This is a genomic window from Pseudomonas sp. PDM17 (assembly GCF_014851985.1).
Classification (GTDB): domain Bacteria; phylum Pseudomonadota; class Gammaproteobacteria; order Pseudomonadales; family Pseudomonadaceae; genus Pseudomonas.
Genome location: NZ_JACVAT010000006.1, coordinates 241,829 through 264,696, shown reverse-complemented (window position 1 = coordinate 264,696; position 22,868 = coordinate 241,829). Strand labels below are relative to the sequence as shown.

Here is a 22,868-nt window from a genome sequence, read left to right as displayed (position 1 = left end):
CCAGTCTCGACCCTTGGCGCCCGATACCGTAAGGTAGGGCGCCTACGGACCAGGCCCAGCCGCCAACAGAACGACGGATAGCCCATGAACCCGAATTTTCTCGATTTCGAACAGCCCATTGCCGACCTGCACGCCAAGATCGAAGAGCTGCGGTTGGTCGGTAACGACAACGCCCTGAACATCACCGACGAGATCTCCCGTCTGCAGGAGAAGAGCAAGGCGCTGACCGAGAACATCTTCGGCAACCTGTCCAGCTGGCAGATCGCCCAGCTCGCGCGCCATCCGCGTCGCCCCTACACCCTGGACTACATCGAGCACATCTTCACCGAGTTCGAAGAGCTGCACGGTGACCGCCACTTCTCCGACGACGCCGCGATTGTCGGTGGCGTTGCCCGCCTGGAAGACCAGCCGGTGATGATCATCGGCCACCAGAAGGGCCGCGAAGTGCGCGAGAAGGTGCGCCGCAACTTCGGCATGCCGCGTCCGGAAGGCTACCGCAAGGCCTGCCGCCTGATGGAAATGGCCGAACGCTTCAAGATGCCGATCCTGACCTTCATCGACACTCCCGGCGCCTACCCGGGCATCGACGCCGAAGAACGTGGCCAGAGCGAGGCGATCGCCTGGAACCTGCGCGTCATGGCGCGTCTGAAGACTCCGATCATCGCCACCGTGATCGGCGAAGGCGGTTCCGGCGGCGCACTGGCCATCGGCGTGTGCGACCAGTTGAACATGCTGCAGTACTCCACCTACGCGGTGATCTCGCCCGAAGGTTGCGCCTCGATCCTCTGGCGTACCGCCGAAAAGGCGCCGGAAGCGGCTGAAGCCATGGGCATTACCGCCAACCGCCTGAAGGACCTGGGTATCGTCGACAGCGTCATCCCCGAGCCGCTGGGCAGTGCCCACCGCGACCCGGCCGCGATGGCCGAGACCATCCGCAAGTCCCTGCTCGGCCAGCTCGACACGCTGAACCAGCTGAGCAGCGAAGAGCTCCTGGCGCGCCGTTACGAGCGCCTGATGAGCTACGGCGTCGCCTGATCGACGCCTTCGGCGCAGCGCGGGTGACGAGGTATCCTTGCCTCGTCCCCGACCCTGCCGATCTGCGCCATGTCTGCTGATTTCCAATCCCGACTGCTGACTTTTCTCGCGCCCTGGCGCACCGCGCCGGCGTGGCGTGTCGCCTTGTCCGGCGGGCTGGATTCCACCGTTCTCCTGCATCTCCTGGCGCAACTCGCTGCCCGCGAGGCCTTGCCGCCGATTTCCGCCATTCACGTGCACCACGGCCTGCAGGCTGTCGCTGATGCCTGGCCGGAGCATTGCCAGCGTTTCTGCGACTCCCTTGGCGTGCCAATGCAGGTGGCGCGCGTGCAAGTCGATGACGGCGCCAGCCAGGAGCGCGCGGCGCGCGAGGCGCGGTATGCGGCTTTCGCCGCAGCGCTAGGGGAGGGCGAATGCCTGCTGACCGGCCAGCACCGTGACGATCAGGCGGAAACCGTTCTGTTCCGGCTGCTCCGCGGCGCCGGGGTGCGGGGCCTGTCCGCCATGGCGGTCAGTCGTCCGTTTGGCGTTGGAATGCTGCTGCGTCCGTTGCTGGGTTTCAGTCGCGCGGAACTGGAGCGGTACGCCCACTGCCATGGGCTGATCTGGGTGGAGGACCCGTCCAACGCCAGCGACGATTACGACCGCAACTACCTGCGCAACCGGGTGTTGCCGGGCATCGTCCAGCGCTGGCCGTCGGCCGTTGAGACCATCGCTCGCAGCGCCGAGCACCTGGCGGAAGCCGACGGGCTGCTGGGCGAGCTGGCACAAAGCGACCTGATTTCCGCCGGGGCGCGCAACGAATACATCGGCATGCGCTTGCCCTCGCTGGCCATCGCTGCGCTGGTGGAGCTGAGCGAGCCTCGCCAGCGCAATGCGTTGCGCCACTGGCTTGCTCCTCTGGCGCGATTGCCTGACAGCGCGCACTGGGCCGGCTGGCGAGACCTGCGCGATGCCCGGGAGGACGCCGAACCGATCTGGCGCCTCGCCGACGGTGAGCTGCGCCGTGCCCATGGCCGGCTCTGGTGGCTGGCCAACCCCTGGCTCGGCTTCGTACCGGTGAATCAGGCCTGGCATGATCCATCGCAGCCGCTTTCGCTGCCGGAAAACGGCTCGCTGCATTTCGAGGGCGAACCGCCGGACGGGCCGCTGGAGGTTCGCTACCGACAGGGTGGGGAGGTCATGCTGCTGGCCGGTCGAGGCTCCCGTGACCTCAAGCGCCTGCTCAATGAAGCAGCCGTGCCGGCCTTCCTGCGTGGTCGTCTGCCGCTGCTCTGGCGAGCCGACGAACTGCTCGGCGTGGCCCTGCTGCCGGACTTGCGGGTGGAGGCGGGGCAGGGCTGGACTCTGCGCTGGACACCTCCGACGAATGACTCGGGTTTGAGCTGATAGCGGCTTTCCGGTAGACTACGCTCCCGTCTTGTACCGCTCCTGTTGATTCGCCTTCGAATCAGTGGGAGTTCGCTATTTTCACGACGAAGTCGTGAGCCGGGTCTTGTGCCCGACACCTTCGCTTCCCCGGCGGCCGAGCCGCCTAAACGCTGACATTCAGGGCTTTTCATGACGCGCTACATCTTCGTCACGGGTGGTGTTGTTTCTTCATTGGGGAAAGGCATCGCCTCGGCTTCCTTGGCTGCCATTCTGGAAGCGCGTGGCCTGAAGATCACGATGCTCAAGCTGGACCCCTACATCAACGTCGATCCGGGCACCATGAGCCCGTTCCAGCACGGTGAGGTGTTCGTCACCCACGACGGCGCTGAGACCGACCTCGATCTGGGCCACTACGAGCGTTTCGTTCGTACCACGATGACCCAGAACAACAACTTCACCACCGGCCGCGTCTACATGGACGTGTTGCGCAAGGAGCGCCGTGGTGACTATCTGGGCGCCACTGTGCAGGTCATCCCGCACATCACCGACGAGATCAAGCGTCGCATCATCAAGGGCGCCGGCGATGCCGACGTGGCCCTGGTTGAAGTCGGCGGCACCGTCGGTGACATCGAGTCGCAACCCTTCCTCGAGGCTATCCGCCAGCTGCGCGTGGAGATCGGTTCGCGCCGCGCCATGCTGATGCACCTGACGCTGGTCCCGTACATCGCCACCGCTGGCGAGACCAAGACCAAGCCGACCCAGCACTCGGTCAAGGAACTGCGCTCCATCGGCCTGCAGCCGGACATCCTGATCTGCCGTTCCGACCATCCGGTGGACGTGTCCTCCCGCCGCAAGATCGCCCTCTTCACCAACGTGGAAGAGCGCGCGGTCATTTCGCTGGAAGACGTCGACACCATCTACCGCATTCCGTCCGTACTGCACGCCCAGGGCGTCGACGACCTGGTCGTCGAGCGCTTCGGCCTGGAGTGCGGCCCGGCTGACCTGTCCGAATGGGACCGCGTGGTCGACGCCAAGCTCAACCCTGAGCGTGAAGTCACCATCGCCATGGTCGGCAAGTACATGGAACTGCTCGACGCCTACAAGTCGCTGATCGAAGCCATGACCCATGCCGGCATCCAGAGCCGCACCAAGGTCAACCTGCGCTACATCGACTCCGAGGACATCGAGCAGCAGGGCACCAGCCTGCTCGAAGGCGCTGACGCCATCCTGGTTCCGGGCGGCTTCGGCCTGCGCGGCGTGGAAGGCAAGATCACCGCCGTGCAGTACGCTCGCGAGAACAAGGTTCCGTACCTGGGTATCTGCCTGGGCATGCAGGTGGCTGTCATCGAATACGCCCGCAACGTGCTGGGCTGGACCGATGCCAACTCCACCGAGTTCGACAAGTCCAGCGGCCACCCGGTCGTCGGCCTGATCACCGAATGGCAGGACGCTACCGGCGCGACCGAAGTGCGCACCGAAGCCTCCGACCTGGGCGGCACCATGCGCCTGGGCGCCCAGGAATGCCTGCTCTCCGCCGGCACCCTGGTGCACGACTGCTACGGCAAGGAAGTGATCGTCGAGCGTCACCGTCACCGCTACGAAGTGAACAACAACCTGCGTCCGCAACTGGAAGCCGCTGGCCTGAAGATTTCCGGCCGCTCTGGCGACGGTGCGCTGGTGGAAGTCGTGGAAGCGCCGGACCACCCGTGGTTCGTGGCCTGCCAGTTCCACCCGGAATTCACTTCCACCCCGCGTGATGGTCACCCGCTGTTCAGCGGCTTCGTCAACGCCGCCCTGAAGCAAGCCGGGAAAGCCTGAACATGACCCAGAAGATCATCCGCGTCGGTGATATCCAGATCGGCAACGACCTGCCGTTCGTGCTGTTTGGCGGCATGAACGTGCTGGAATCGCGCGACCTGGCGATGCAGGTCTGCGAAGAGTACGTCAAGGTCACTGAGAAGCTCGGTATCCCTTACGTGTTCAAGGCCAGCTTCGACAAGGCCAACCGTTCCTCGATCACGTCCTACCGTGGTCCGGGCATGGAAGAAGGGCTGAAGATCTTCGAAGAGATCAAGAAGACCTTCAACGTGCCGGTCATCACCGATGTGCACGAGCCTTACCAGGCTGCTCCGGTGGCCGAGGTCTGCGACATCATCCAGCTGCCGGCCTTCCTGTCCCGGCAGACCGACCTGGTCGTGGCCATGGCCCGGACCAAAGCGGTGATCAACATCAAGAAGGCCCAGTTCCTCGCGCCGCAGGAGATGAAACACATCCTGCGCAAGTGCGAGGAGGCGGGTAACGACCAGCTGATCCTCTGCGAGCGTGGCTCCTCCTTCGGGTACAACAACCTGGTGGTGGACATGCTCGGCTTCGGCATCATGAAGCAGTTCGAGTACCCGGTGTTCTTCGACGTGACCCACGCCCTGCAGATGCCGGGCGGTCGCGCCGATTCCGCCGGCGGCCGCCGCGCCCAGGTCACCGACCTGGCCAAGGCCGGCATGAGCCAGGGCCTCGCCGGCCTGTTCCTGGAGGCCCATCCGGACCCCGAGAACGCCAAATGCGACGGTCCGTGCGCCCTGCGCCTGAACAAGCTCGAGCCTTTCCTGTCCCAGCTCAAGCAGCTGGACGACCTGGTCAAGAGTTTCCCCACTATCGAGACTGCCTGAGAATCCGCCCGATGTCCCCCGTAGCGTCAAGCTCGGCGGGGCATCGGGCAGGTTCTGATGTCTCACCAGCCGCCCCGTTTATCTCTATCTTCGGAGTGTTATCAAGAATGGCAAAGATCGTCGACATCAAGGGCCGTGAGGTCCTGGACTCCCGCGGCAACCCGACCGTTGAAGCGGACGTGATCCTGGACAACGGCATCGTCGGCAGCGCTTGCGCCCCGTCCGGTGCATCCACCGGTTCCCGCGAGGCTCTCGAACTGCGCGATGGCGACAAGAGCCGTTACCTGGGCAAGGGCGTGCTGAAAGCCGTGGCCAACATCAATGGCCCGATCCGCGACCTGCTGCTGGGCAAGGACGCGGCTGACCAGAAAGGTCTGGATCACGCGATGATCGACCTCGACGGCACCGAGAACAAAGGCAAGCTGGGCGCCAACGCCATCCTGGCCGTCTCCCTGGCTGCCGCCAAGGCCGCCGCTCAGGCCAAGGGCGTGCCGCTGTACGCGCACATCGCCGACCTGAACGGTACTCCGGGCCAGTACTCCATGCCGGTTCCGATGATGAACATCATCAACGGCGGCGAGCACGCTGATAACAACGTCGACATCCAGGAATTCATGGTTCAGCCGGTTGGCGCCAAGAACTTCGCCGACGCACTGCGCATGGGCGCCGAGATCTTCCACCACCTCAAAGCCGTGCTGAAGGCCCGTGGCCTGAACACTGCCGTAGGTGACGAAGGTGGCTTCGCGCCGAACCTGGCTTCCAACGAAGACGCCCTGGCCGCCATCGCCGAAGCTGTCGCCAACGCCGGCTACAAGCTGGGCGACGACGTCACCCTGGCCCTGGACTGCGCCTCGTCCGAGTTCTTCAAGGACGGCCAGTACGACCTGGAAGGCGAAGGCAAGGTGTTCAGCGCCGAAGGTTTCGCCGACTACCTGGCCGGCCTGACCCAGCGCTACCCGATCATCTCCATTGAAGACGGCATGGACGAGTCCGACTGGGCTGGCTGGAAAGTCCTGACCGACAAGATCGGCGAGAAGGTACAGCTGGTCGGTGACGACCTGTTCGTGACTAACACCAAGATCCTCAAGCGCGGCATCGACGAGCAGATTGGCAACTCGATCCTGATCAAGTTCAACCAGATCGGCTCGCTGACCGAGACCCTGGAAGCCATTCAGATGGCCAAGGCCGCTGGCTTCACCGCGGTGATCTCGCACCGTTCGGGCGAAACCGAGGACAGCACCATCGCTGACCTGGCTGTCGGCACTGCCGCTGGTCAGATCAAGACCGGTTCCCTCTGCCGCTCCGACCGTGTTTCCAAGTACAACCAGCTGCTGCGCATCGAAGAGCAGTTGGGCGCCAAGGCGCCGTACCGTGGTCGCGCGGAATTCCGCGGCTGATCCTGATCCTGATACTAGTCTGGTACGGTGAAGGGGTGGCAGGAGCCACCCCTTTGCGTACATGGAGCTGATGGTTTGAGGTTACGTAGCCCTTACTGGCTGTTCGTCGTGCTGATCCTGGCGCTGGCCGGCCTGCAGTATCGCCTGTGGGTTGGTGATGGCAGCCTGGCGCAGGTACGCGACCTGCAGAAGCAGATCGCCGACCAGCAGGGCGAGAACGAGCGCCTGCTCGAGCGTAACCGCATCCTCGAGGCGGAAGTCGCCGAGCTCAAGAAAGGCACCGAGACCGTCGAGGAACGTGCCCGCCACGAACTCGGTATGGTCAAGGACAAGGAAACCCTCTACCAGCTCGCGCAATGACCACACCCGCCTTCTGGGCCGTGATCCCGGCCGCTGGCATCGGTTCGCGGATGCGCGCCGACCGCCCCAAGCAATACCTCGACCTTGCCGGTCGCAGCATTCTCGAACGCACCCTCGACTGTTTCCTCGGCCATCCTCGGCTGAAGGGGCTGGTGGTGTGCCTGGCCGCCGACGATCCCTGGTGGCCGATCTTGCCGAGTGCTTCCAACGAACTGATCCAGCGTGCAGACGGTGGCCGCGAGCGCGCCGATTCCGTGCTCAATGGCCTGCTGCGTCTGACCGAGTTGGGCGCAGGCAGCGACGACTGGGTGCTGGTGCATGACGCCGCCCGGCCCAATCTGGCTCGCGCGGATCTGGATCGCCTGCTGGGCGAGTTGGAGTTCGACGCCGTGGGTGGCCTGCTCGGCGTACCCGCACGGGATACCCTCAAGCGTGTAGGTGCCGACGGCCGCGTGGTGGAAACCATCGACCGCAGCGTGGTCTGGCAGGCCTACACCCCGCAGATGTTCCGCCTCGGCGCGCTACATCGCGCGCTCGCCGATGCGCTGGTGGCCGATGCGGCCATCACCGACGAGGCTTCTGCCATGGAGTGGGCGGGCTATGCGCCGCGCATGGTGGAAGGGCGAGTAGACAACATCAAGGTCACCACCCCGGAAGACCTGCAGCGCCTGCAACGCAATTTCGCCAAGCACTGAATCCTTCGCAGCCGGGGCGGAGCACCCTGTAGGGGTGCGCCATGCGCACGATCGCGGGCACGGCCCGCTCCTACAGATTGAGCGCCGGGCATCAGCCCAGCAGTGGTACCTCGATCAGGAAGCGGAACAGCGCCCCGTGCTGCTCTACCGCCAGGCAATGGTAGCCATGGCGCTGGGTGTCTTCCGGAATGCCATGCACCGACTGCGAGCAGTCGGTGATCACCTCCAGGAGATCGCCCGGCTCGAGCGTCTCCAGGGTTTCCAGGGTGGCGATGGCGTTGTAGGGGCAGTGTTCGCCGCGCAGATCAAGCGATAGCGTCGGCATCTTGGTGTCGGGCATCGGACGGTTTCCGTTTGCGGGTGAAGCGTTGCGCGTTGAGTTGTACCAGCAGCATGCACAGGGCGAGGCCGGCGAAGGTGATCAGCAGGCCGCCACCGGGGCCGAACTCCTGCAGCAGGTTGAGCTTGGGATAGGGCAGGGCAAGGCTGGTGCCGAGCTGGTCCCAGTACACCGCGACCAGTGTGCCGCCGATGACGTTGCCGACGCCCACCACCCAGAAGTGCACCTGGCCTTCCATCGAGCGATACATCCAGCCTGTCTCGCAGCCGCCGGCCAGCACGATGCCGATGCCGAACAGCACGCCGCCGATCACGGCGTTCGGGCCCATCCAGAAGATCTTCGGTGGCAGGCCGTTGTGGATCGCTGCGAAGGTGCCGACGCAGGCGGCCGCCATGCCCAGCAGGATACCCAGTGCGGCCTGGGTCCGGCCGGTGGTCCAGAGGTCGCGGGCAGCGCTGGTGAAACAGATCTGCGCGCGCTCGATCAGGCCGCCGAACAGCAGGCCGAACAGGCAGGCCATGCCCAGCACCAGCGAGACTTCGAAGCGCCAGACTGCGAACAGCGCAGCGATCGCCAGCACGCCCATGCCCAGGCGCCATTGCAGCTTGGCACGGCGAGCGAGCGCTTCGGAGCTTGGCAAGGCGGCAGCCTTGCCGCCGACTTTGAGCGGAATGCGCAGGAAGGGCAGCAGGCTGATCTTCACGCCGAACCAGGCACCGATCACGGTGGAGAACATGAAGGCCCAGGCGTGCACGGAGAACATCGGGATGCCGGTGAAGAAGGCAGCCAGGTTGCAGCCCATCGCCAGGCGCGCGCCGAATCCGGCGATCACTCCGCCGATCAGGCCTTGCAGCAGGCGCCGCTTGCTGGTCGGCCAGCGCAGACTGACGTTGCCGGCCCAGAGTGCGCAGACCAGCGCGCCGAGGAACATGCCGATGATCATCACACCATCGATGCGATCCAGCGGCGAGCCTTGCAGGCCGATGATCTTGAAGTAGCTCCATTCCTGGGGCTGCAGGCCGAACCAGGACAGCACGTGGCCGCCCCAGCGGGTGAACTCGCCGGTTACCGCCCAGAAGGTGCCGGTCATGGCGAAGTAGTAGGCGGAGATGACGCCCAGGGCAACCAGGGTCGGCAGGGGCGACCAGAAGCGCAGCAGATAGCGCTCCCGGAAAGAAGAAAGGGCTGACATCTCGTCGTCCTTGATCCGAAGGGTGGGAAACCGCCCATTCTAGCCAACGCGTCTTTCAGGCGCTTGTTTCAGGGCAATGGAGTGGGTTGAAGATGCTGCAGGCCTTCCTTCAGATGATCCACCAGTTGCCGCACCTTGGGCGACAGGTGCCGTTGCTGTGGATAAAGTGCCCAGACCCCGGTGTTGGGCGGCTGGTGGGCTTCCAGCAGAGAGACCAGACGGCCGTTGCGCAGGTGTTCCAGCACGTAGTAATCCGGCAGCTGGCACAGGCCGAAGCCGCGTAGCGCTGCATCGAGCACCGCCTGGCCGCTGTTGCAGCGCCAGTTGCCCTGCACCCGGTGCTGGGTTTCGCGGTCGTCCTCGAGGAAGCTCCACTGGTCGCTGCTGCCCACCAGGCAGTTGTGTTGCGCCAGCTCCGCGACGCTCTGTGGTGCGCCGTGACGGGCCAGATAGTCCGGGGTAGCGCAGAGATACATCACGCGCGGCGCCAGGCGCGTCGCCACGAGCCGCGAATCGCTCAGGCGGCCGAGGCGGATTGCCAGGTCGAAGCCTTCGTGGAGCAGATCAAGCTGACGGTTGGACAGCTCGATCTCCACCCGCAGTTGCGGAAACTGCGCCATGAATTCGTTCACCAGCGGCACTACGAAGCGCTCGCCATAGGCCACGGCGCAGGTCATGCGCAGCAGGCCCTTGGGCTCGGCGGACAGATCGCTGACCGCGCGCAGTGCTTCCTCGCGGGCGTCCTGCAGGCGCCGGCAATGCTGCAGGAAGGTCTGCCCGGCTTCGCTCAGCGTCACCTTGCGCGTGCTGCGGTAGAGCAGGCGCGTCTGCAGCCGCTCTTCCAGTCGCGCGACCTGGCGGCTGACGTGGGACGAAGAAACCCCGAGGCGTTCGGCGGCGGCGGTGAATTGGCCGGTTTCGGCGACGGCGACGAATTCGTCCAGTCCTTCCCAGCGGTGCATCTGGATTATCCCTGTATGGCAATAATGTTTTGATTATTGCCTGATTATTCCCTGAAACGGGGTTTTCTACACTTCCAAGGCTTTGGGGAGTGCTTTTGCCGCGCCGCCCCGAACGCTCCCCGACGTGGCCCAGGCCCGTCCCGGTTTCTCGGCCACCGCGCCGAACCCGTCCGCCCCAGGCGGGCGTTGTCGTTTCCTTCGTTCAGGAGTTTCCCGATGATCAAGTCCCGTGCCGCCGTCGCCTTCGCCCCCAACAAGCCGTTGGAAATCGTCGAAGTGGATGTGGCGCCGCCGCAGAAAGGCGAAGTGCTGGTGCGAATCGTCGCCACCGGCGTCTGCCATACCGACGCGTACACCCTGTCCGGCCAGGATTCCGAGGGCGTGTTCCCATGCATCCTGGGCCACGAGGGTGGCGGCATCGTCGAAGCGGTTGGCGAGGGCGTGACCTCGCTGAAAGTGGGCGACCACGTGATCCCGCTGTACACCGCCGAATGCCGCGAGTGCAAATTCTGCAAATCCGGCAAGACCAACCTCTGTCAAGCCGTACGCGCCACCCAGGGCAAGGGGCTGATGCCCGACGGCACCAGCCGCTTCTCCTACAAGGGCGAGCCGATCTTCCACTACATGGGCTGCTCGACCTTCTCCGAGTACACCGTGCTGCCGGAAATCTCCCTGGCGAAGATCCCCGAGGAAGCGCCGCTGGAGAAGGTCTGCCTGCTCGGTTGCGGCGTGACTACCGGCATCGGTGCGGTGCTGAACACCGCCAAGGTGGAAGAGGGCGCCACCGTCGCCATCTTCGGTCTGGGCGGCATCGGTCTGGCGGCGATCATCGGTGCGAAGATGGCCAAGGCCTCGCGCATCATTGCGGTGGACATCAACCCGGCGAAATTCGACATCGCCAAGGAACTGGGCGCCACCGACTTCGTCAATCCGAAGGATCATCAGAAGCCGATTCAGGAAGTCATTGTCGAAATGACTGATGGCGGCGTGGACTATTCCTTCGAGTGCGTGGGCAACGTCCAGTTGATGCGTGCGGCGCTGGAGTGCTGCCACAAGGGCTGGGGCGAATCCACCATCATCGGCGTCGCCGGTGCTGGCCAGGAAATCAGCACCCGTCCGTTCCAGCTGGTTACCGGTCGCGTCTGGCGCGGTTCCGCCTTCGGCGGCGTGAAAGGCCGCACCGAGCTGCCGAGCTACGTGGAGAAGGCGCAGAAGGGCGAAATCCCGCTGGATACCTTCATCACCCACACCATGGGCCTGGAGAAGATCAACGAGGCCTTTGACCTGATGCACGAAGGCAAGAGCATCCGCTCCGTCATCCATTACTGATCGAACCGCCGGGCGTCCTGCGCGCCCGGCCTCACAGGAGGCTCCATGACGGATTCCATCGAACTCATCAGTACCCAGAAGAGCTTCGGCGGCTGGCATCAGCGCTACCGCCACCGTTCCGCCACCCTCGGCTGCGACATGGTCTTCGCGGTCTATCTGCCGCCCCAGGCCGAGCCCGAGGCGGGCTTGCCGGTGCTGTACTGGCTGTCCGGCCTGACCTGCACCGACGAGAACTTCATGCAGAAGGCCGGCGCGCAGCGCATGGCTGCAGAGCTGGGGATTGTCATCGTCGCGCCGGACACCAGCCCGCGCGGGCCGGAAGTGCCGGGCGATCCAGATGGCGCCTGGGACTTCGGCCTTGGTGCCGGCTTCTACGTCAATGCCACCCAGGAACCCTGGGCGCGCCACTACCGGATGCACGATTACGTGGTGCAGGAATTGCCTGCGCTGATCGAGGCGAATTTCCCGGTTTCCCAGAAGCGCGGCATCAGCGGGCACTCCATGGGTGGCCATGGCGCGCTGATCTGCGCCCTGCGCAACCCGGGCCGCTACCTGTCGCTGTCGGCCTTTGCGCCCATCACCCATCCCAGCGATTGCCCGTGGGGTCAGAAGGCCCTGGGCCGCTTCCTCGGAGAAGATCCGGTGGCCTGGCGTGAGTGGGATGCCGTGGAACTGCTGGCGAATGCCAGTGAGAGCCTGCCGATCCTGGTGGACCAGGGCGAGCGCGACGACTTCCTCGCTGTGCAGCTCAAGCCCGAAGCCCTGCGCGAAGCGGCCGCTGCGGTCGGCCATCCGCTGGACCTGCGCCTGCAGCCCGGCTACGACCACAGCTACTACTTCATTGCGAGCTTCATCGATGATCACCTGCGCCACCACGCTGCGGCGCTCTGTGGCTGACACCCTCGGGGCAGTGATCCGGTAGAATCGACGCCCTGACATCTACAGGGCGTTTTTTCATGCGTATCGGACATGGCTACGACGTGCACCGCTTTGGCGAGGGCGACTTCATCACCCTCGGCGGCGTGCGTATTCCCCACAAGTTCGGGCTCGTCGCCCACTCCGACGGCGACGTGCTGCTGCACGCTCTTTCCGATGCTCTGCTGGGCGCCTGCGCGCTGGGCGACATCGGCAAGCACTTCCCCGACACCGACCCACAGTTCAAGGGCGCCGACAGCCGCGCACTGTTGCGTCACGTGCTGAGCCTGGTGGAGGCCAAGGGCTGGAAGGTGGAGAACGTCGACACCACCATCATCGCCCAGGCGCCGAAGATGGCGCCGCACATCCAGAGCATGCGCGAGAGTATCGCCGCCGACCTGAAGGTCGAGCTGGACCAGGTCAACGTCAAGGCCACCACCACCGAGAAACTCGGCTTCACCGGCCGAGAAGAGGGCATCGCGGTCCACGCAGTCGCCCTGCTGGTTCGCGCATGACGGAGCTGGAACTGCTGGGCCCGCGCGCCCATGGCGATGCCTGCGGAAGCGCTGTGCTCAAGGCCGTGGCGGAAGATTTCCAGGTCGACGAAGTGCTGGACATCCCGCTCTCCGGTGACGGCGAACACCTCTGGCTGTGGGTCGAGAAGCGCGGCCTGAATACCGAGGAAGCCGCCCGTCGCCTGGCCCGTGCTGCCGGCGTGCCGGTGAAGATGATCAGCTACGCCGGCCTCAAGGATCGCCAGGCGCTGACCCGTCAGTGGTTCAGTCTGCACCTGCCGGGCAAGTCCGATCCGGACCTGGCTGCCGCCGAGGACGACAGCCTGCGCATCCTCGAGCGCAATCGCCATCGCCGCAAGCTGCAACGCGGCGCGCATTCGGCCAACGGCTTCACCCTGCGCCTGACCGAGTTGCAGGCCGATCGCGAACAACTCGAAGCGCGCCTGAAGGCCCTGGTCGCCCAGGGCGTGCCGAACTACTTCGGTACCCAGCGTTTCGGCCATGACGGCGGCAACGTCTTCGACGCCCGTGGTTTCGCCGAGCGCGGCAAGTTGCCGGAACATCGCAACATGCGCTCGCGGATGCTCTCGGCGGCCCGCAGCTTCATCTTCAATCAGGTGCTGGCCCGCCGCGTCGCGGAAGGCACCTGGAACCAGGCGCGGGTTGGCGACCTGCTGGCGTTCACCGACAGCCGCAGCTTCTTCCCCGCTGGCGAAGCGGAGTGCTCCGACCCGCGCCTCGCCGCACTCGACCTGCACCCCACCGGTCCGATGTGGGGCGAGGGCGATTCACCGGCGACGAACCAGCCCGGAGAGATCGAAAGCAGCGTACAGCAGGCCGAGATGGCGCTTTGCCAGTGGCTCGCCAGTGCGGACATGGCGCACGAACGGCGCATTCTGCGCCTCCCCATCCCGGGTCTTACATGGCATTATCCCGCCCCTGACATTCTGCAACTGGAATTCGTCCTGCCGGCTGGCTGCTTCGCCACCGTGGTAGTGCGCGAGCTGATCGACCTCGTGCCGGCAGGGCAGACGGAAAGCCCATGCGCATATTGATTGCCAACGACGACGGGGTCACTGCACCCGGTATCGCCGCGCTTCACGACGCGCTGTCCGACTATGCGGACTGCATCGTGATCGCCCCGGAAGCCGATCGTAGCGGAGCGAGTAGTTCGCTGACGCTGGATCGGCCGCTGCATCCCCATCGCCTGGGCAATGGTTTCATCAGCCTCAACGGCACCCCGACCGACTGCGTGCACCTGGGCCTCAACGGCCTGCTCGAAGAAGTGCCGGAGATGGTCGTCTCGGGCATCAACCTCGGCGCCAACCTGGGCGACGACGTGCTCTATTCGGGTACTGTGGCAGCAGCCCTGGAAGGGCGCTCCCTGTCCCGCCCGGCCTTCGCCTTCTCGCTGTGCTCGCGCCTGACGGATAACCTGCCGGCCGCCATGCACTTCGCCCGCCTGCTGGTGGAGTCCCACGAGAAGCTCGAGCTGCCGCCGCGCACCGTGCTCAACGTGAACATTCCCAACCTGCCGCTGGAGCGTATCAAGGGCATCCAGCTGACCCGCCTGGGGCATCGTGCCCGCGCCAAGCCGCCGGTCAAGGTGGTCAACCCGCGCGGCAAGGAAGGCTACTGGATCGCCGCTGCCGGCGATGCCGAGGATGGCGGCGAGGGCACCGATTTCCACGCGGTCATGCAGGGCTACGTGTCGATCACGCCGCTGCAGATGGACCGGACCTTCCGGGAGGCGTTCAATGTCCTTGGCGACTGGCTCGGAGGGCTCGACCATGGCCAATGAATTGTCGCGTCGCGGCGGGATCGGCATGACCTCCCAGCGCACCCGCGAGCGTCTGATCCAGCGTCTGTACGAAGAGGGCCTTTCCAACGCCCGCGTGCTGGAAGTGATCCGCCGTACGCCGCGCCACTTGTTCGTCGACGAGGCACTGTCGCACCGCGCCTACGAAGACACCGCGCTGCCCATCGGGCACAACCAGACCATCTCGCAGCCCTTCATGGTGGCGCGGATGACCGAGTTGCTGCTGGCCGCCGGCCCGCTCGACAAGGTGCTGGAGATCGGCACCGGATCCGGCTACCAGACTGCTGTGCTGTCGCAACTGGTGGAGCGGGTGTTCTCCGTCGAGCGCATCCAGGCCCTGCAGGATCGCGCCAAGGAGCGACTTGCGGAGCTAAACCTGAGAAATGTTGTCTTTCGTTGGGGCGATGGCTGGGAAGGCTGGCCGGCTCTGGCGCCGTACAACGGCATCATCGTCACTGCGGCAGCGGCTGAGGTCCCGCAGGCGCTGCTGGACCAGCTGGCGCCGGGGGGGCGGCTGGTGATTCCGGTCGGTGGCGGCGAGGTGCAGCAGCTGATGCTGATCGTCCGCACTGAGGACGGATTCCAGCGCCAGGTGCTGGATTCCGTACGCTTCGTCCCGCTGCTCAACGGTCCGCTAGGCTGAGAGCAAGCCGGTCAAGGCTGCGGTAACTGCCGGCCAGTGAGGCTGGACGTCAATTCATGGATAAGGGGGGATGGGTGAGCTTGACAGCGACCCTGTGTCAACGGAACTGGATCAAGGGCCTGGGCCACGCTGTGGTGGCCATCGCCGTCTGCTCTCTGCTGGCGGCCTGTTCTTCGACTTCGCGCAGCACCACGACCGTGGTGGACCGCAATGCCCAGCAGAAGCCGGCTGTCACCAGCGGGCAGTATCTGGTGCGTCGCGGTGACACGCTGTACTCCATCGCCTTCCGTTACGGCTGGGACTGGAAAGCCTTGGCCGCGCGCAACAACATCTCCGCGCCGTACACCATTCGCCCCGGCCAAACCATACGCTTCGATGGTGGCTCGTCGACAGCACCGTCTGTCGCAAAAAATACGACGCCTGTCGCTCCGATCGTAGTCAACAAACCGACATCCACGCCGGCAACCGCCAGCAAACCGACCACTCCTGCTGTCACGGCTCCGGCGCAGCCCCCCGCCAGCGTCGGAACTCCGGCGGTCGCAGGGGGGGCTCCGGGGGGCTGGATATGGCCGACCAATGGCACTCTTATTGGGCGTTTTGCATCAAACGGCAGTTTGAATAAAGGGATTGATATAGGCGGGCAATTGGGCCAGCCTGTCCTGGCTGCGTCTAATGGCACGGTGGTGTACGCCGGTAGTGGTTTGCGGGGCTACGGCGAACTCGTGATCATCAAGCACAGCGATACCTACGTAAGCGCCTACGGTCACAACCGCAGGTTGCTGGTGCGGGAAGGGCAACAGGTCAAAGTCGGGCAGAACATTGCCGAGATGGGCTCCACAGGGACCGACCGGGTGAAGCTGCACTTCGAGATTCGCCGCCAGGGTAAACCTGTAGATCCGCTGCAATACCTGCCAAGTCGTTGATGCTTGCTGTTCCCCTGCGTGGGTGAGCGGGCCTAGGTGTCCTAAGGATAAGGACGCACCTGGGCTTGTTGTCGAACTCAGCAAGGGATAACGACATGGCACTTAAAAAAGAAGGGCCGGAGTTTGACGTCGATGATGAAGTGCTCCTGCTGGAGCCTGGCATCATCCTCGAAGAGTCATTTGCCGAAGAGCAGGTATCGCTTCGAGTCACTCCTAAAGCCACCTCACTCTCGTCTCTCAAGCAACACAAGCACATCGACTACAGCCGCGCGCTCGACGCGACCCAGCTGTATCTGAATGAAATCGGTTTCTCGCCGCTCCTGACTCCGGAAGAGGAAGTCCATTTCGCGCGTCTCGCGCAGAAGGGCGACCCAGCCGGGCGGCGGCGAATGATCGAAAGCAACCTGCGTCTGGTGGTGAAGATCGCGCGGCGTTACGTCAACCGCGGCCTTTCCCTGCTCGACCTGATCGAAGAGGGCAACCTCGGGCTGATCCGCGCGGTGGAGAAATTCGACCCCGAACGTGGCTTCCGCTTCTCCACCTATGCAACCTGGTGGATTCGTCAGACCATCGAACGGGCCATCATGAATCAGACCCGAACTATCCGTTTACCGATCCATGTGGTGAAGGAGCTCAATGTCTACCTGCGGGCCGCTCGCGAGCTGACCCACAAGCTGGACCATGAGCCGTCGCCCGAGGAAATCGCCAACCTGCTCGAGAAGCCGGTGGAAGAGGTCAAGCGGATGCTCGGTCTGAACGAGCGGGTCACTTCGGTGGACGTTTCCCTCGGCCCGGACTCGGACAAGACCCTGCTCGATACCCTGACCGACGACCGCCCCACTGATCCCTGCGAACTGCTGCAGGACGACGACCTCAGCGAGAGCATCGATCTTTGGCTGTCGGAACTGACCGACAAGCAGCGCGAGGTGGTGATTCGCCGCTTCGGCCTGCGCGGCCATGAAAGCAGTACCCTGGAGGAAGTTGGCCAGGAGATCGGCCTGACCCGCGAGCGGGTTCGGCAGATCCAGGTCGAGGCCCTCAAGCGTCTGCGCGAGATTCTCGAGAAGAACGGCCTGTCGAGCGACGCACTGTTCCAGTAGCGTGCAGGCCGACAACGAAGAAGCCCGGATGATTCCGGGCTTTTTTATGCGCCGCGATGTAAGCATTCGCTTACACAGTGTGTGAGTGTTCAGCTTAAAGTGCCGCCAGTCTTGACGTAGGTTTTTCGTATCTTATTGTTTTATAAGTGTTTTATTTCAATGATGGGATGCCGTCAGCGGTGAATGCGCGGAAGTGTCCCAGTTGCCGCGTTCCTGCAGGCGGGTAATATCACTCCTGCGTACACGGAAAGGCGCAGGCCGGTAAGGATGTCGGTCAGGACCCACCGCAGGATGCGGTTCATCAGGATGATGAAGAAGGGAAGAAAGAGTGGGCGGGTTATCCCGCCCCTTTTTTTGCCTGCAGAAAAGTGAAGCCCCAGATGCAGAAAGGCCCGCACTAGGCGGGCCTTTTCTATTTCCGGAGGTGCTGGAAATCAGCGCTCCAGATACTGCATCTTGTTCGGCTTGCCGTCCCACTCTTCGGCGTCCGGCAGGGAATCCTTCTTCTCGGTGATGTTCGGCCATACATCGGCCAGATCCTTGTTCAGCTCGATGAACTCCTGCATGCCATCCGGGACCTCGTCCTCGGAGAAGATCGCCTGTGCCGGGCACTCCGGTTCGCACAGGGCGCAGTCGATGCACTCATCCGGGTGGATGACCAGGAAGTTCGGGCCTTCGTAGAAGCAGTCCACCGGGCATACTTCCACGCAGTCGGTGTATTTGCACTTGATGCAGTTGTCGGTGACGACGAAGGTCATTTCTAATTTTCTCCTCAGGCGGGCGGCTAAGCGCGCGCGATTCTAGCAGCTTGTCCAGCGGTCCGTCAGACCCGCATCTTCCATGCATATAACAAATCGAGAGCTTGACGCGGTGTCAGGTCGTCAGGGCTGACATGCATCAGCTCTTCGACGATCGGGTGCGGCAGGCTGGCGAACAGGTCGCTTTGCAGGGGGGCCGGGCTTTTCGGGTCGGTCGAACGCGACGCTTCATGGGGCAGGCTGGTGGTTTCCAGGCGCGACAGATGCTCGCGGGCGCGCTGAATTACCGCACCCGGCACACCGGCCAATTGCGCAACCGCGAGGCCATAACTCTGGCTGGCAGGACCGGGCAGTACGTGGTGCAGGAACACGATGCGCTCGTTGTGTTCGGTGGCGTTCAGGTGAACGTTGGCCACCGCCGGTTCGCTTTCGGGTAGCACGGTCAGCTCGAAATAGTGCGTCGCGAACAGGGTAAAGGCGCGCAGTTTGGCCAAGTGTTCGGCGGCGGACCAGGCCAGCGACAGGCCGTCGAAAGTGCTGGTGCCACGGCCAACTTCGTCCATCAGCACCAGGCTGCGGTCGCTGGCGTTGTGCAGGATGTTCGCGGTTTCGCTCATCTCCACCATGAAGGTGGAGCGGCCACCGGCGAGGTCGTCGGAGGAGCCGATACGGGTGAAAATTCGGTCCACCAGGGACAGTTCGCAACGCGCGGCCGGGACGAAACTGCCGATGTGCGCTAGCAGCACGATCAGCGCTGTTTGTCGCATATAGGTCGATTTACCGCCCATGTTCGGGCCGGTAATCACCAGCATGCGGGTGTCTTCGTCGAGGTTCAGGTCGTTGGCGACGAAGGGCGTATCCAGCACCTGCTCGACCACCGGGTGGCGGCCTTGCTCGATGAGGATGCCGGACTCTTCGACGAAGCGCGGGCGGTTCAGGTCGAGGTTCAGTGCACGCTCGGCGAGGTTGGATAGCACGTCCAGTTCGGCCAGGGCGGCAGCGGTGTCCTGCAGTGGCGCCAGTTGGCCGATCAGCAGTTCCAGCAGTTCTTCGTAGAGTTGCTTCTCGCGAGCCAGGGCACGGCTTTGGGCCGACAGCGCCTTGTCTTCGAAGGCCTTCAGTTCCGGCGTGATGAAGCGCTCGGCGCCTTTCAGGGTCTGGCGGCGGATGTAGTCGGCGGGTGCCTGTTCGGCCTGCACGCGGGGCAGTTCGATGTAGTAGCCGTGGATGCGGTTGTAGCCGACCTTCAGGTTCGGCAGGCCGGTGCGGGCCTTTTCGCGAGTCTCCAGGTCCATCAGGTACTGGCCAGCGTTTTCGCTGAGCATCTGCAGTTCGTCCAGCTCGGCGTCGTAGCCGCGGGCGATGACACCGCCATCGCGGATCACCGCCGGCGGGTTCTCGATCACTGCGCGGGCCAGCAGGTCGGCCAGTTCCGGGTAGGTGCGGATGCTGACGGCCAGTTCGCCCAGGTGCGGGGCTTCCAGCTCGGTCATGCCACTCTGCAGTTGCGGCAGGGCGGCGAGGGCGTCGCGCAGGCGCGCGAGGTCGCGCGGGCGGGCATTGCGCAGGCCGATTCGGGCAAGAATTCGTTCGACGTCACCGATTTCCTTCAGCTGCGGCTGGAGGACTTCGAAGCGATAGCGCTCCAGCAGGCAGGCAATCGATTCCTGACGGGCTTCGAGCACGGCTCGGTCGCGCAGCGGTCGGTTTAGCCAACGGGTCAGCAAGCGGCTGCCCATAGCGGTCTGGCAACGGTCGACTACCGACTGCAGCGTGTTGTCGCGGCCGCCGGCGAGGTTGGTGTCCAGCTCCAGGTTGCGGCGGCTGGCGCCGTCGAGGATCACGGTGTCGTCGATCCGCTCGTGACGCAGGCTGCGCAGGTGCGGCAAGGCGGTGCGCTGGGTTTCCTTGGCGTAGGTCAGCAGGCAGCCCGCGGCGCCGATGGCCAGGGTCAGCTCCTGGCACCCGAAGCCCTTGAGGTCCTGCACGCCGAACTGCTGGCACAGGCCTTTCTTCGCCGAGTCGCGATCGAAGTCCCAGGGCGCGCGGCGGTGCGCGCCACGGCGCTTTTCCGCCGGCAGGCCCTGGGGCCAGTCGTCGGGGATCAGCAGCTCGGCGGGGTTCAGGCGCTCCAGTTCGGCCAGCAGGGTTTCCCAGCCTTTTATTTCCTGGACGTTGAAGCGGCCGCTGGTGATGTCCAGCACGGCAAGGCCGAACAGGCGCTCGTCGCCCAGCACTGCGGCGATCAGGTTGTCGCGGCGCTCGTCGAGCAGCGCTTCGTCGCTGACGGTGCCGGGGGTCAGGATGCGTACAACCTGGCGTTCAACCGGTCCCTTGCTGGTGGCCGGGTCGCCGATCTGTTCGCAGATCACCACCGATTCGCCGAGCTTCACCAGCTTGGCCAGGTAGCCTTCGGCGGAGTGGAAGGGAATGCCGGCCATGGGAATGGAGTTGCCGGCGGACTGGCCGCGTGCGGTCAGTGTGATGTCCAGCAGTTTGGCGGCCTTCTTGGCGTCCTCGTAGAACAGCTCGTAGAAGTCGCCCATGCGGTAGAACATCAGTTGGTCCGGGTGCTGGTTCTTCAGCCTCCAGTACTGCTGCATCATCGGTGTGTGGGCGGAAAGGTCGCTCTGACTCATGGCTTCTGGCTGTCCGGCTTCAACATGCAAAAGCGCCTAGTGTACGGTATCCGCCTGGCCTTCTTTAACCCCGGAGCGCTCTGTGCCCGTTACCGATTCCTTTATTACTGAACTCTCCTCCCTGCTTGGCGCGCGGCTGGCTGCCAACAAATTGCGCGTCACGACTGCCGAATCCTGCACCGGTGGCGGCATTGCCGAGGCGATCACCCGTATAGCCGGAAGCTCCGCCTGGTTCGAGGCAGGCTACGTCACGTACTCCAACCGCCAGAAGACTCGTCAGCTGGATGTGCCGGCCGAGCTGTTCCCGCAAGTCGGCGCGGTGAGCCGTGAAGTGGTCGAGGCGATGGTCGCCGGCGCGCTGCCGCGAAGTGGAGCGGATATTGCCGTAGCAGTCAGCGGTATTGCGGGGCCGGATGGTGGTTCTGCCGAGAAACCCGTGGGCACCGTCTGGCTGGCCTGGATGAAGGGCGGACAGGTGTTCAGCTCACGCCGCTTGTATGTCGGTGATCGGGAAGCTGTTCGCCGGCAGACCGTGGCGACCGCTCTGGAAGGACTATTGCGACTGGCGGACGGTGAAAATCCGATTCAGGGGTAGGCGAGCGGCTTGCCCTGTGGAATAATACTGGCTACTTATACAGTTGTTCGTGGCCGCCCGGCCGCCTGACTTCGCGAGGACTTCAATGGACGACAACAAGAAGCGCGCCCTGGCCGCGGCCCTGGGACAGATCGAACGCCAATTCGGCAAGGGCGCTGTCATGCGCATGGGCGACCATGAGCGCCAGGCAATTCCCGCCATCTCCACCGGCTCGCTGGGGCTGGACATCGCGCTGGGCATTGGTGGTCTGCCGCGTGGCCGTATCGTCGAGATCTATGGCCCGGAATCTTCGGGTAAGACCACGCTGACCCTGTCGGTCATCGCTCAGGCCCAGAAAATCGGCGCCACCTGCGCCTTCGTCGACGCCGAACACGCCCTGGACCCGGACTACGCCGGCAAGCTGGGCGTCAACGTCGACGACCTGCTGGTTTCCCAGCCGGACACCGGCGAACAGGCTCTGGAGATCACCGACATGCTGGTGCGCTCCAATGCCGTTGACGTGATCATCGTCGACTCCGTGGCCGCCCTGGTACCGAAAGCCGAAATCGAAGGCGAGATGGGCGATCAGCACGTCGGCCTGCAGGCCCGCCTGATGTCCCAGGCGCTGCGCAAGATCACCGGCAACATCAAGAACGCCAACTGCCTGGTTATCTTCATCAACCAGATCCGCATGAAGATCGGCGTGATGTTCGGCAACCCGGAAACCACCACCGGTGGTAACGCACTGAAGTTCTACTCCTCCGTCCGTCTCGACATCCGCCGTACCGGCGCGGTGAAGGAAGGTGACGAGGTGGTCGGCAGCGAAACCCGCGTCAAGGTCGTGAAGAACAAGGTTGCTCCGCCGTTCCGTCAGGCCGAGTTCCAGATCATGTACGGCCGCGGCATCTACCGTACCGGCGAGATCATCGACCTGGGTGTACAGCTGGGGCTGATCGAGAAGTCCGGTGCCTGGTACAGCTACCAGGGCAGCAAGATCGGCCAGGGCAAGGCGAACGCCGCCAAGTTCCTGGAAGACAACGCCGAGGTCTGCACCACCTTGGACAAGGCTATCCGTGACCAACTGTTGTCCAAGCAGACTCCGCCGACCAAGGCTGAGCTCGCTGCGGCGGAAGCCGAAGCAGAAGCTGAAGCCGACTACTGATAGCCATGGCCGTCGAGCTCGATAACCCCGTCGCGGTGCGGCGGGTCGCCATGGACCTGCTGGCGAGACGCGAGCATGGCCGGGCGGAGCTCTCGCGCAAGCTGCGGCAACGCGGTGCCACGCAGGACGTGATCGACCCAGCCCTCGACCGTTTGGCCGAGGAGGGGCTGCTCAACGAAAGCCGCTACCTGGAAAGCTACATCGCCAGCCGTGCGCGGGCCGGTTACGGTCCGGTGCGGATTCGCGAGGAGCTGTCGCAACGTGGTTTGCCTCGTAGCGAGATCGACGGTGCGCTGAGCGAGTCGGGTGTCGACTGGAGTGAAAACCTGCGTGAAGTCTGGCGCCGCAAGTTCGCCCGATTGCCGCAGGACGCTCGCGAGCGAGCCCAGCAGGGCCGGTTCCTGAGCTATCGGGGCTACTCGATGGAAGCCATCAGCCGGCTTCTGAGCGGTCGACGATCAGATGATTGAACG

The 22,868-nt window shown here is 64.2% G+C and carries 23 protein-coding genes; 18 read left to right on the top strand and 5 right to left on the bottom strand.

The window, feature by feature from the left end:
* Positions 1–84 precede the first annotated feature (84 nt).
* From accA to ispD, 7 genes are all read left to right on the top strand, one after another.
* The gene (accA, locus tag IB256_RS22345; RefSeq protein ID WP_081517900.1) at positions 85–1,035 is read left to right on the top strand and encodes an acetyl-CoA carboxylase carboxyl transferase subunit alpha; all 951 of its coding nucleotides are present in this window, start codon (positions 85–87) and stop codon (positions 1,033–1,035) included.
* 69 nt (positions 1,036–1,104) lie between these two features.
* Positions 1,105–2,424: a tRNA lysidine(34) synthetase TilS gene (gene tilS / locus IB256_RS22340; RefSeq protein WP_192404091.1), complete on the top strand. Its 1,320-nt coding sequence runs from the start codon at positions 1,105–1,107 to the stop codon at positions 2,422–2,424.
* Positions 2,425–2,595: 171 nt separating this feature from the next.
* On the top strand, positions 2,596–4,224 hold the full coding sequence (locus IB256_RS22335) for a CTP synthase (RefSeq protein ID WP_024766069.1): 1,629 nt from the start codon (positions 2,596–2,598) through the stop codon (positions 4,222–4,224).
* A gap of 2 nt (positions 4,225–4,226) precedes the next feature.
* Positions 4,227–5,072: a 3-deoxy-8-phosphooctulonate synthase gene (kdsA, locus tag IB256_RS22330; protein ID WP_192289331.1), complete on the top strand. Its 846-nt coding sequence runs from the start codon at positions 4,227–4,229 to the stop codon at positions 5,070–5,072.
* A gap of 107 nt (positions 5,073–5,179) precedes the next feature.
* On the top strand, positions 5,180–6,469 hold the full coding sequence (eno, locus tag IB256_RS22325; RefSeq protein WP_081517903.1) for a phosphopyruvate hydratase: 1,290 nt from the start codon (positions 5,180–5,182) through the stop codon (positions 6,467–6,469).
* Between the two features lie 75 nt (positions 6,470–6,544).
* A complete protein-coding gene (gene ftsB / locus IB256_RS22320) occupies positions 6,545–6,829 on the top strand; it encodes a cell division protein FtsB (protein ID WP_017521200.1) in 285 nt (94 codons plus the stop codon).
* Positions 6,826–7,524, top strand: coding sequence for a 2-C-methyl-D-erythritol 4-phosphate cytidylyltransferase (gene ispD, locus IB256_RS22315; RefSeq protein ID WP_192289329.1), 699 nt, complete (start codon positions 6,826–6,828; stop codon positions 7,522–7,524). Before ftsB ends, ispD begins: the two co-directional genes overlap by 4 nt.
* A 91-nt stretch (positions 7,525–7,615) precedes the next feature.
* Here the strand turns inward: ispD and yedF are convergent, their stop codons facing one another.
* From yedF to IB256_RS22300, 3 genes are all read right to left on the bottom strand, one after another.
* Complete coding sequence (gene yedF / locus IB256_RS22310) at positions 7,616–7,864, bottom strand: sulfurtransferase-like selenium metabolism protein YedF (protein WP_192289327.1); 249 nt, start codon at positions 7,862–7,864, stop codon at positions 7,616–7,618.
* Entirely contained in the window at positions 7,830–9,056 is a 1,227-nt protein-coding gene (yedE, locus tag IB256_RS22305) for a selenium metabolism membrane protein YedE/FdhT (protein WP_192289325.1), read from the bottom strand. The genes yedF and yedE overlap by 35 nt, the downstream gene beginning before the upstream one ends.
* A 68-nt stretch (positions 9,057–9,124) precedes the next feature.
* Complete coding sequence (locus IB256_RS22300) at positions 9,125–10,018, bottom strand: LysR substrate-binding domain-containing protein (protein ID WP_192404089.1); 894 nt, start codon at positions 10,016–10,018, stop codon at positions 9,125–9,127.
* 216 nt (positions 10,019–10,234) lie between these two features.
* Here IB256_RS22300 and IB256_RS22295 point away from each other — a divergent pair, with 216 nt between their 5' ends.
* The 8 genes from IB256_RS22295 to rpoS all read left to right on the top strand — a co-directional run bounded on the left by IB256_RS22295 (position 10,235) and on the right by rpoS (position 17,262).
* Positions 10,235–11,347: an S-(hydroxymethyl)glutathione dehydrogenase/class III alcohol dehydrogenase gene (locus IB256_RS22295; protein ID WP_138522672.1), complete on the top strand. Its 1,113-nt coding sequence runs from the start codon at positions 10,235–10,237 to the stop codon at positions 11,345–11,347.
* Between the two features lie 45 nt (positions 11,348–11,392).
* Positions 11,393–12,244 (top strand): S-formylglutathione hydrolase, encoded by an 852-nt coding sequence (fghA, locus tag IB256_RS22290; RefSeq protein WP_192404087.1) that lies wholly within the window; start codon positions 11,393–11,395, stop codon positions 12,242–12,244.
* Positions 12,245–12,303: 59 nt separating this feature from the next.
* A complete protein-coding gene (gene ispF, locus IB256_RS22285; protein ID WP_081517910.1) occupies positions 12,304–12,777 on the top strand; it encodes a 2-C-methyl-D-erythritol 2,4-cyclodiphosphate synthase in 474 nt (157 codons plus the stop codon).
* Positions 12,774–13,832, top strand: coding sequence for a tRNA pseudouridine(13) synthase TruD (gene truD, locus IB256_RS22280; protein ID WP_081517911.1), 1,059 nt, complete (start codon positions 12,774–12,776; stop codon positions 13,830–13,832). Before ispF ends, truD begins: the two co-directional genes overlap by 4 nt.
* Positions 13,820–14,578, top strand: a complete 759-nt coding sequence (gene surE, locus IB256_RS22275) for a 5'/3'-nucleotidase SurE (protein WP_192404085.1) — start codon at positions 13,820–13,822, stop codon at positions 14,576–14,578. Before truD ends, surE begins: the two co-directional genes overlap by 13 nt.
* A 25-nt stretch (positions 14,579–14,603) precedes the next feature.
* Positions 14,604–15,239 (top strand): protein-L-isoaspartate(D-aspartate) O-methyltransferase, encoded by a 636-nt coding sequence (locus IB256_RS22270; protein WP_139791561.1) that lies wholly within the window; start codon positions 14,604–14,606, stop codon positions 15,237–15,239.
* Positions 15,240–15,295: 56 nt separating this feature from the next.
* Complete coding sequence (locus IB256_RS22265; RefSeq protein ID WP_192404084.1) at positions 15,296–16,162, top strand: peptidoglycan DD-metalloendopeptidase family protein; 867 nt, start codon at positions 15,296–15,298, stop codon at positions 16,160–16,162.
* 95 nt (positions 16,163–16,257) lie between these two features.
* Positions 16,258–17,262: an RNA polymerase sigma factor RpoS gene (gene rpoS, locus IB256_RS22260; protein ID WP_045210031.1), complete on the top strand. Its 1,005-nt coding sequence runs from the start codon at positions 16,258–16,260 to the stop codon at positions 17,260–17,262.
* Between the two features lie 434 nt (positions 17,263–17,696).
* Here the strand turns inward: rpoS and fdxA are convergent, their stop codons facing one another.
* Entirely contained in the window at positions 17,697–18,020 is a 324-nt protein-coding gene (fdxA, locus tag IB256_RS22255) for a ferredoxin FdxA (protein WP_015476292.1), read from the bottom strand.
* Between the two features lie 65 nt (positions 18,021–18,085).
* A complete protein-coding gene (gene mutS / locus IB256_RS22250) occupies positions 18,086–20,659 on the bottom strand; it encodes a DNA mismatch repair protein MutS (protein ID WP_192404083.1) in 2,574 nt (857 codons plus the stop codon).
* Positions 20,660–20,741: 82 nt separating this feature from the next.
* Between mutS and IB256_RS22245 the strand changes: the two genes are divergently transcribed.
* From IB256_RS22245 to recX, 3 genes are all read left to right on the top strand, one after another.
* A complete protein-coding gene (locus IB256_RS22245; RefSeq protein ID WP_192404082.1) occupies positions 20,742–21,254 on the top strand; it encodes a CinA family protein in 513 nt (170 codons plus the stop codon).
* Positions 21,255–21,339: 85 nt separating this feature from the next.
* Positions 21,340–22,395, top strand: a complete 1,056-nt coding sequence (gene recA / locus IB256_RS22240) for a recombinase RecA (RefSeq protein WP_081517917.1) — start codon at positions 21,340–21,342, stop codon at positions 22,393–22,395.
* Between the two features lie 5 nt (positions 22,396–22,400).
* Positions 22,401–22,865 (top strand): recombination regulator RecX, encoded by a 465-nt coding sequence (recX, locus tag IB256_RS22235; RefSeq protein WP_192289313.1) that lies wholly within the window; start codon positions 22,401–22,403, stop codon positions 22,863–22,865.
* Positions 22,866–22,868 lie beyond the last annotated feature (3 nt).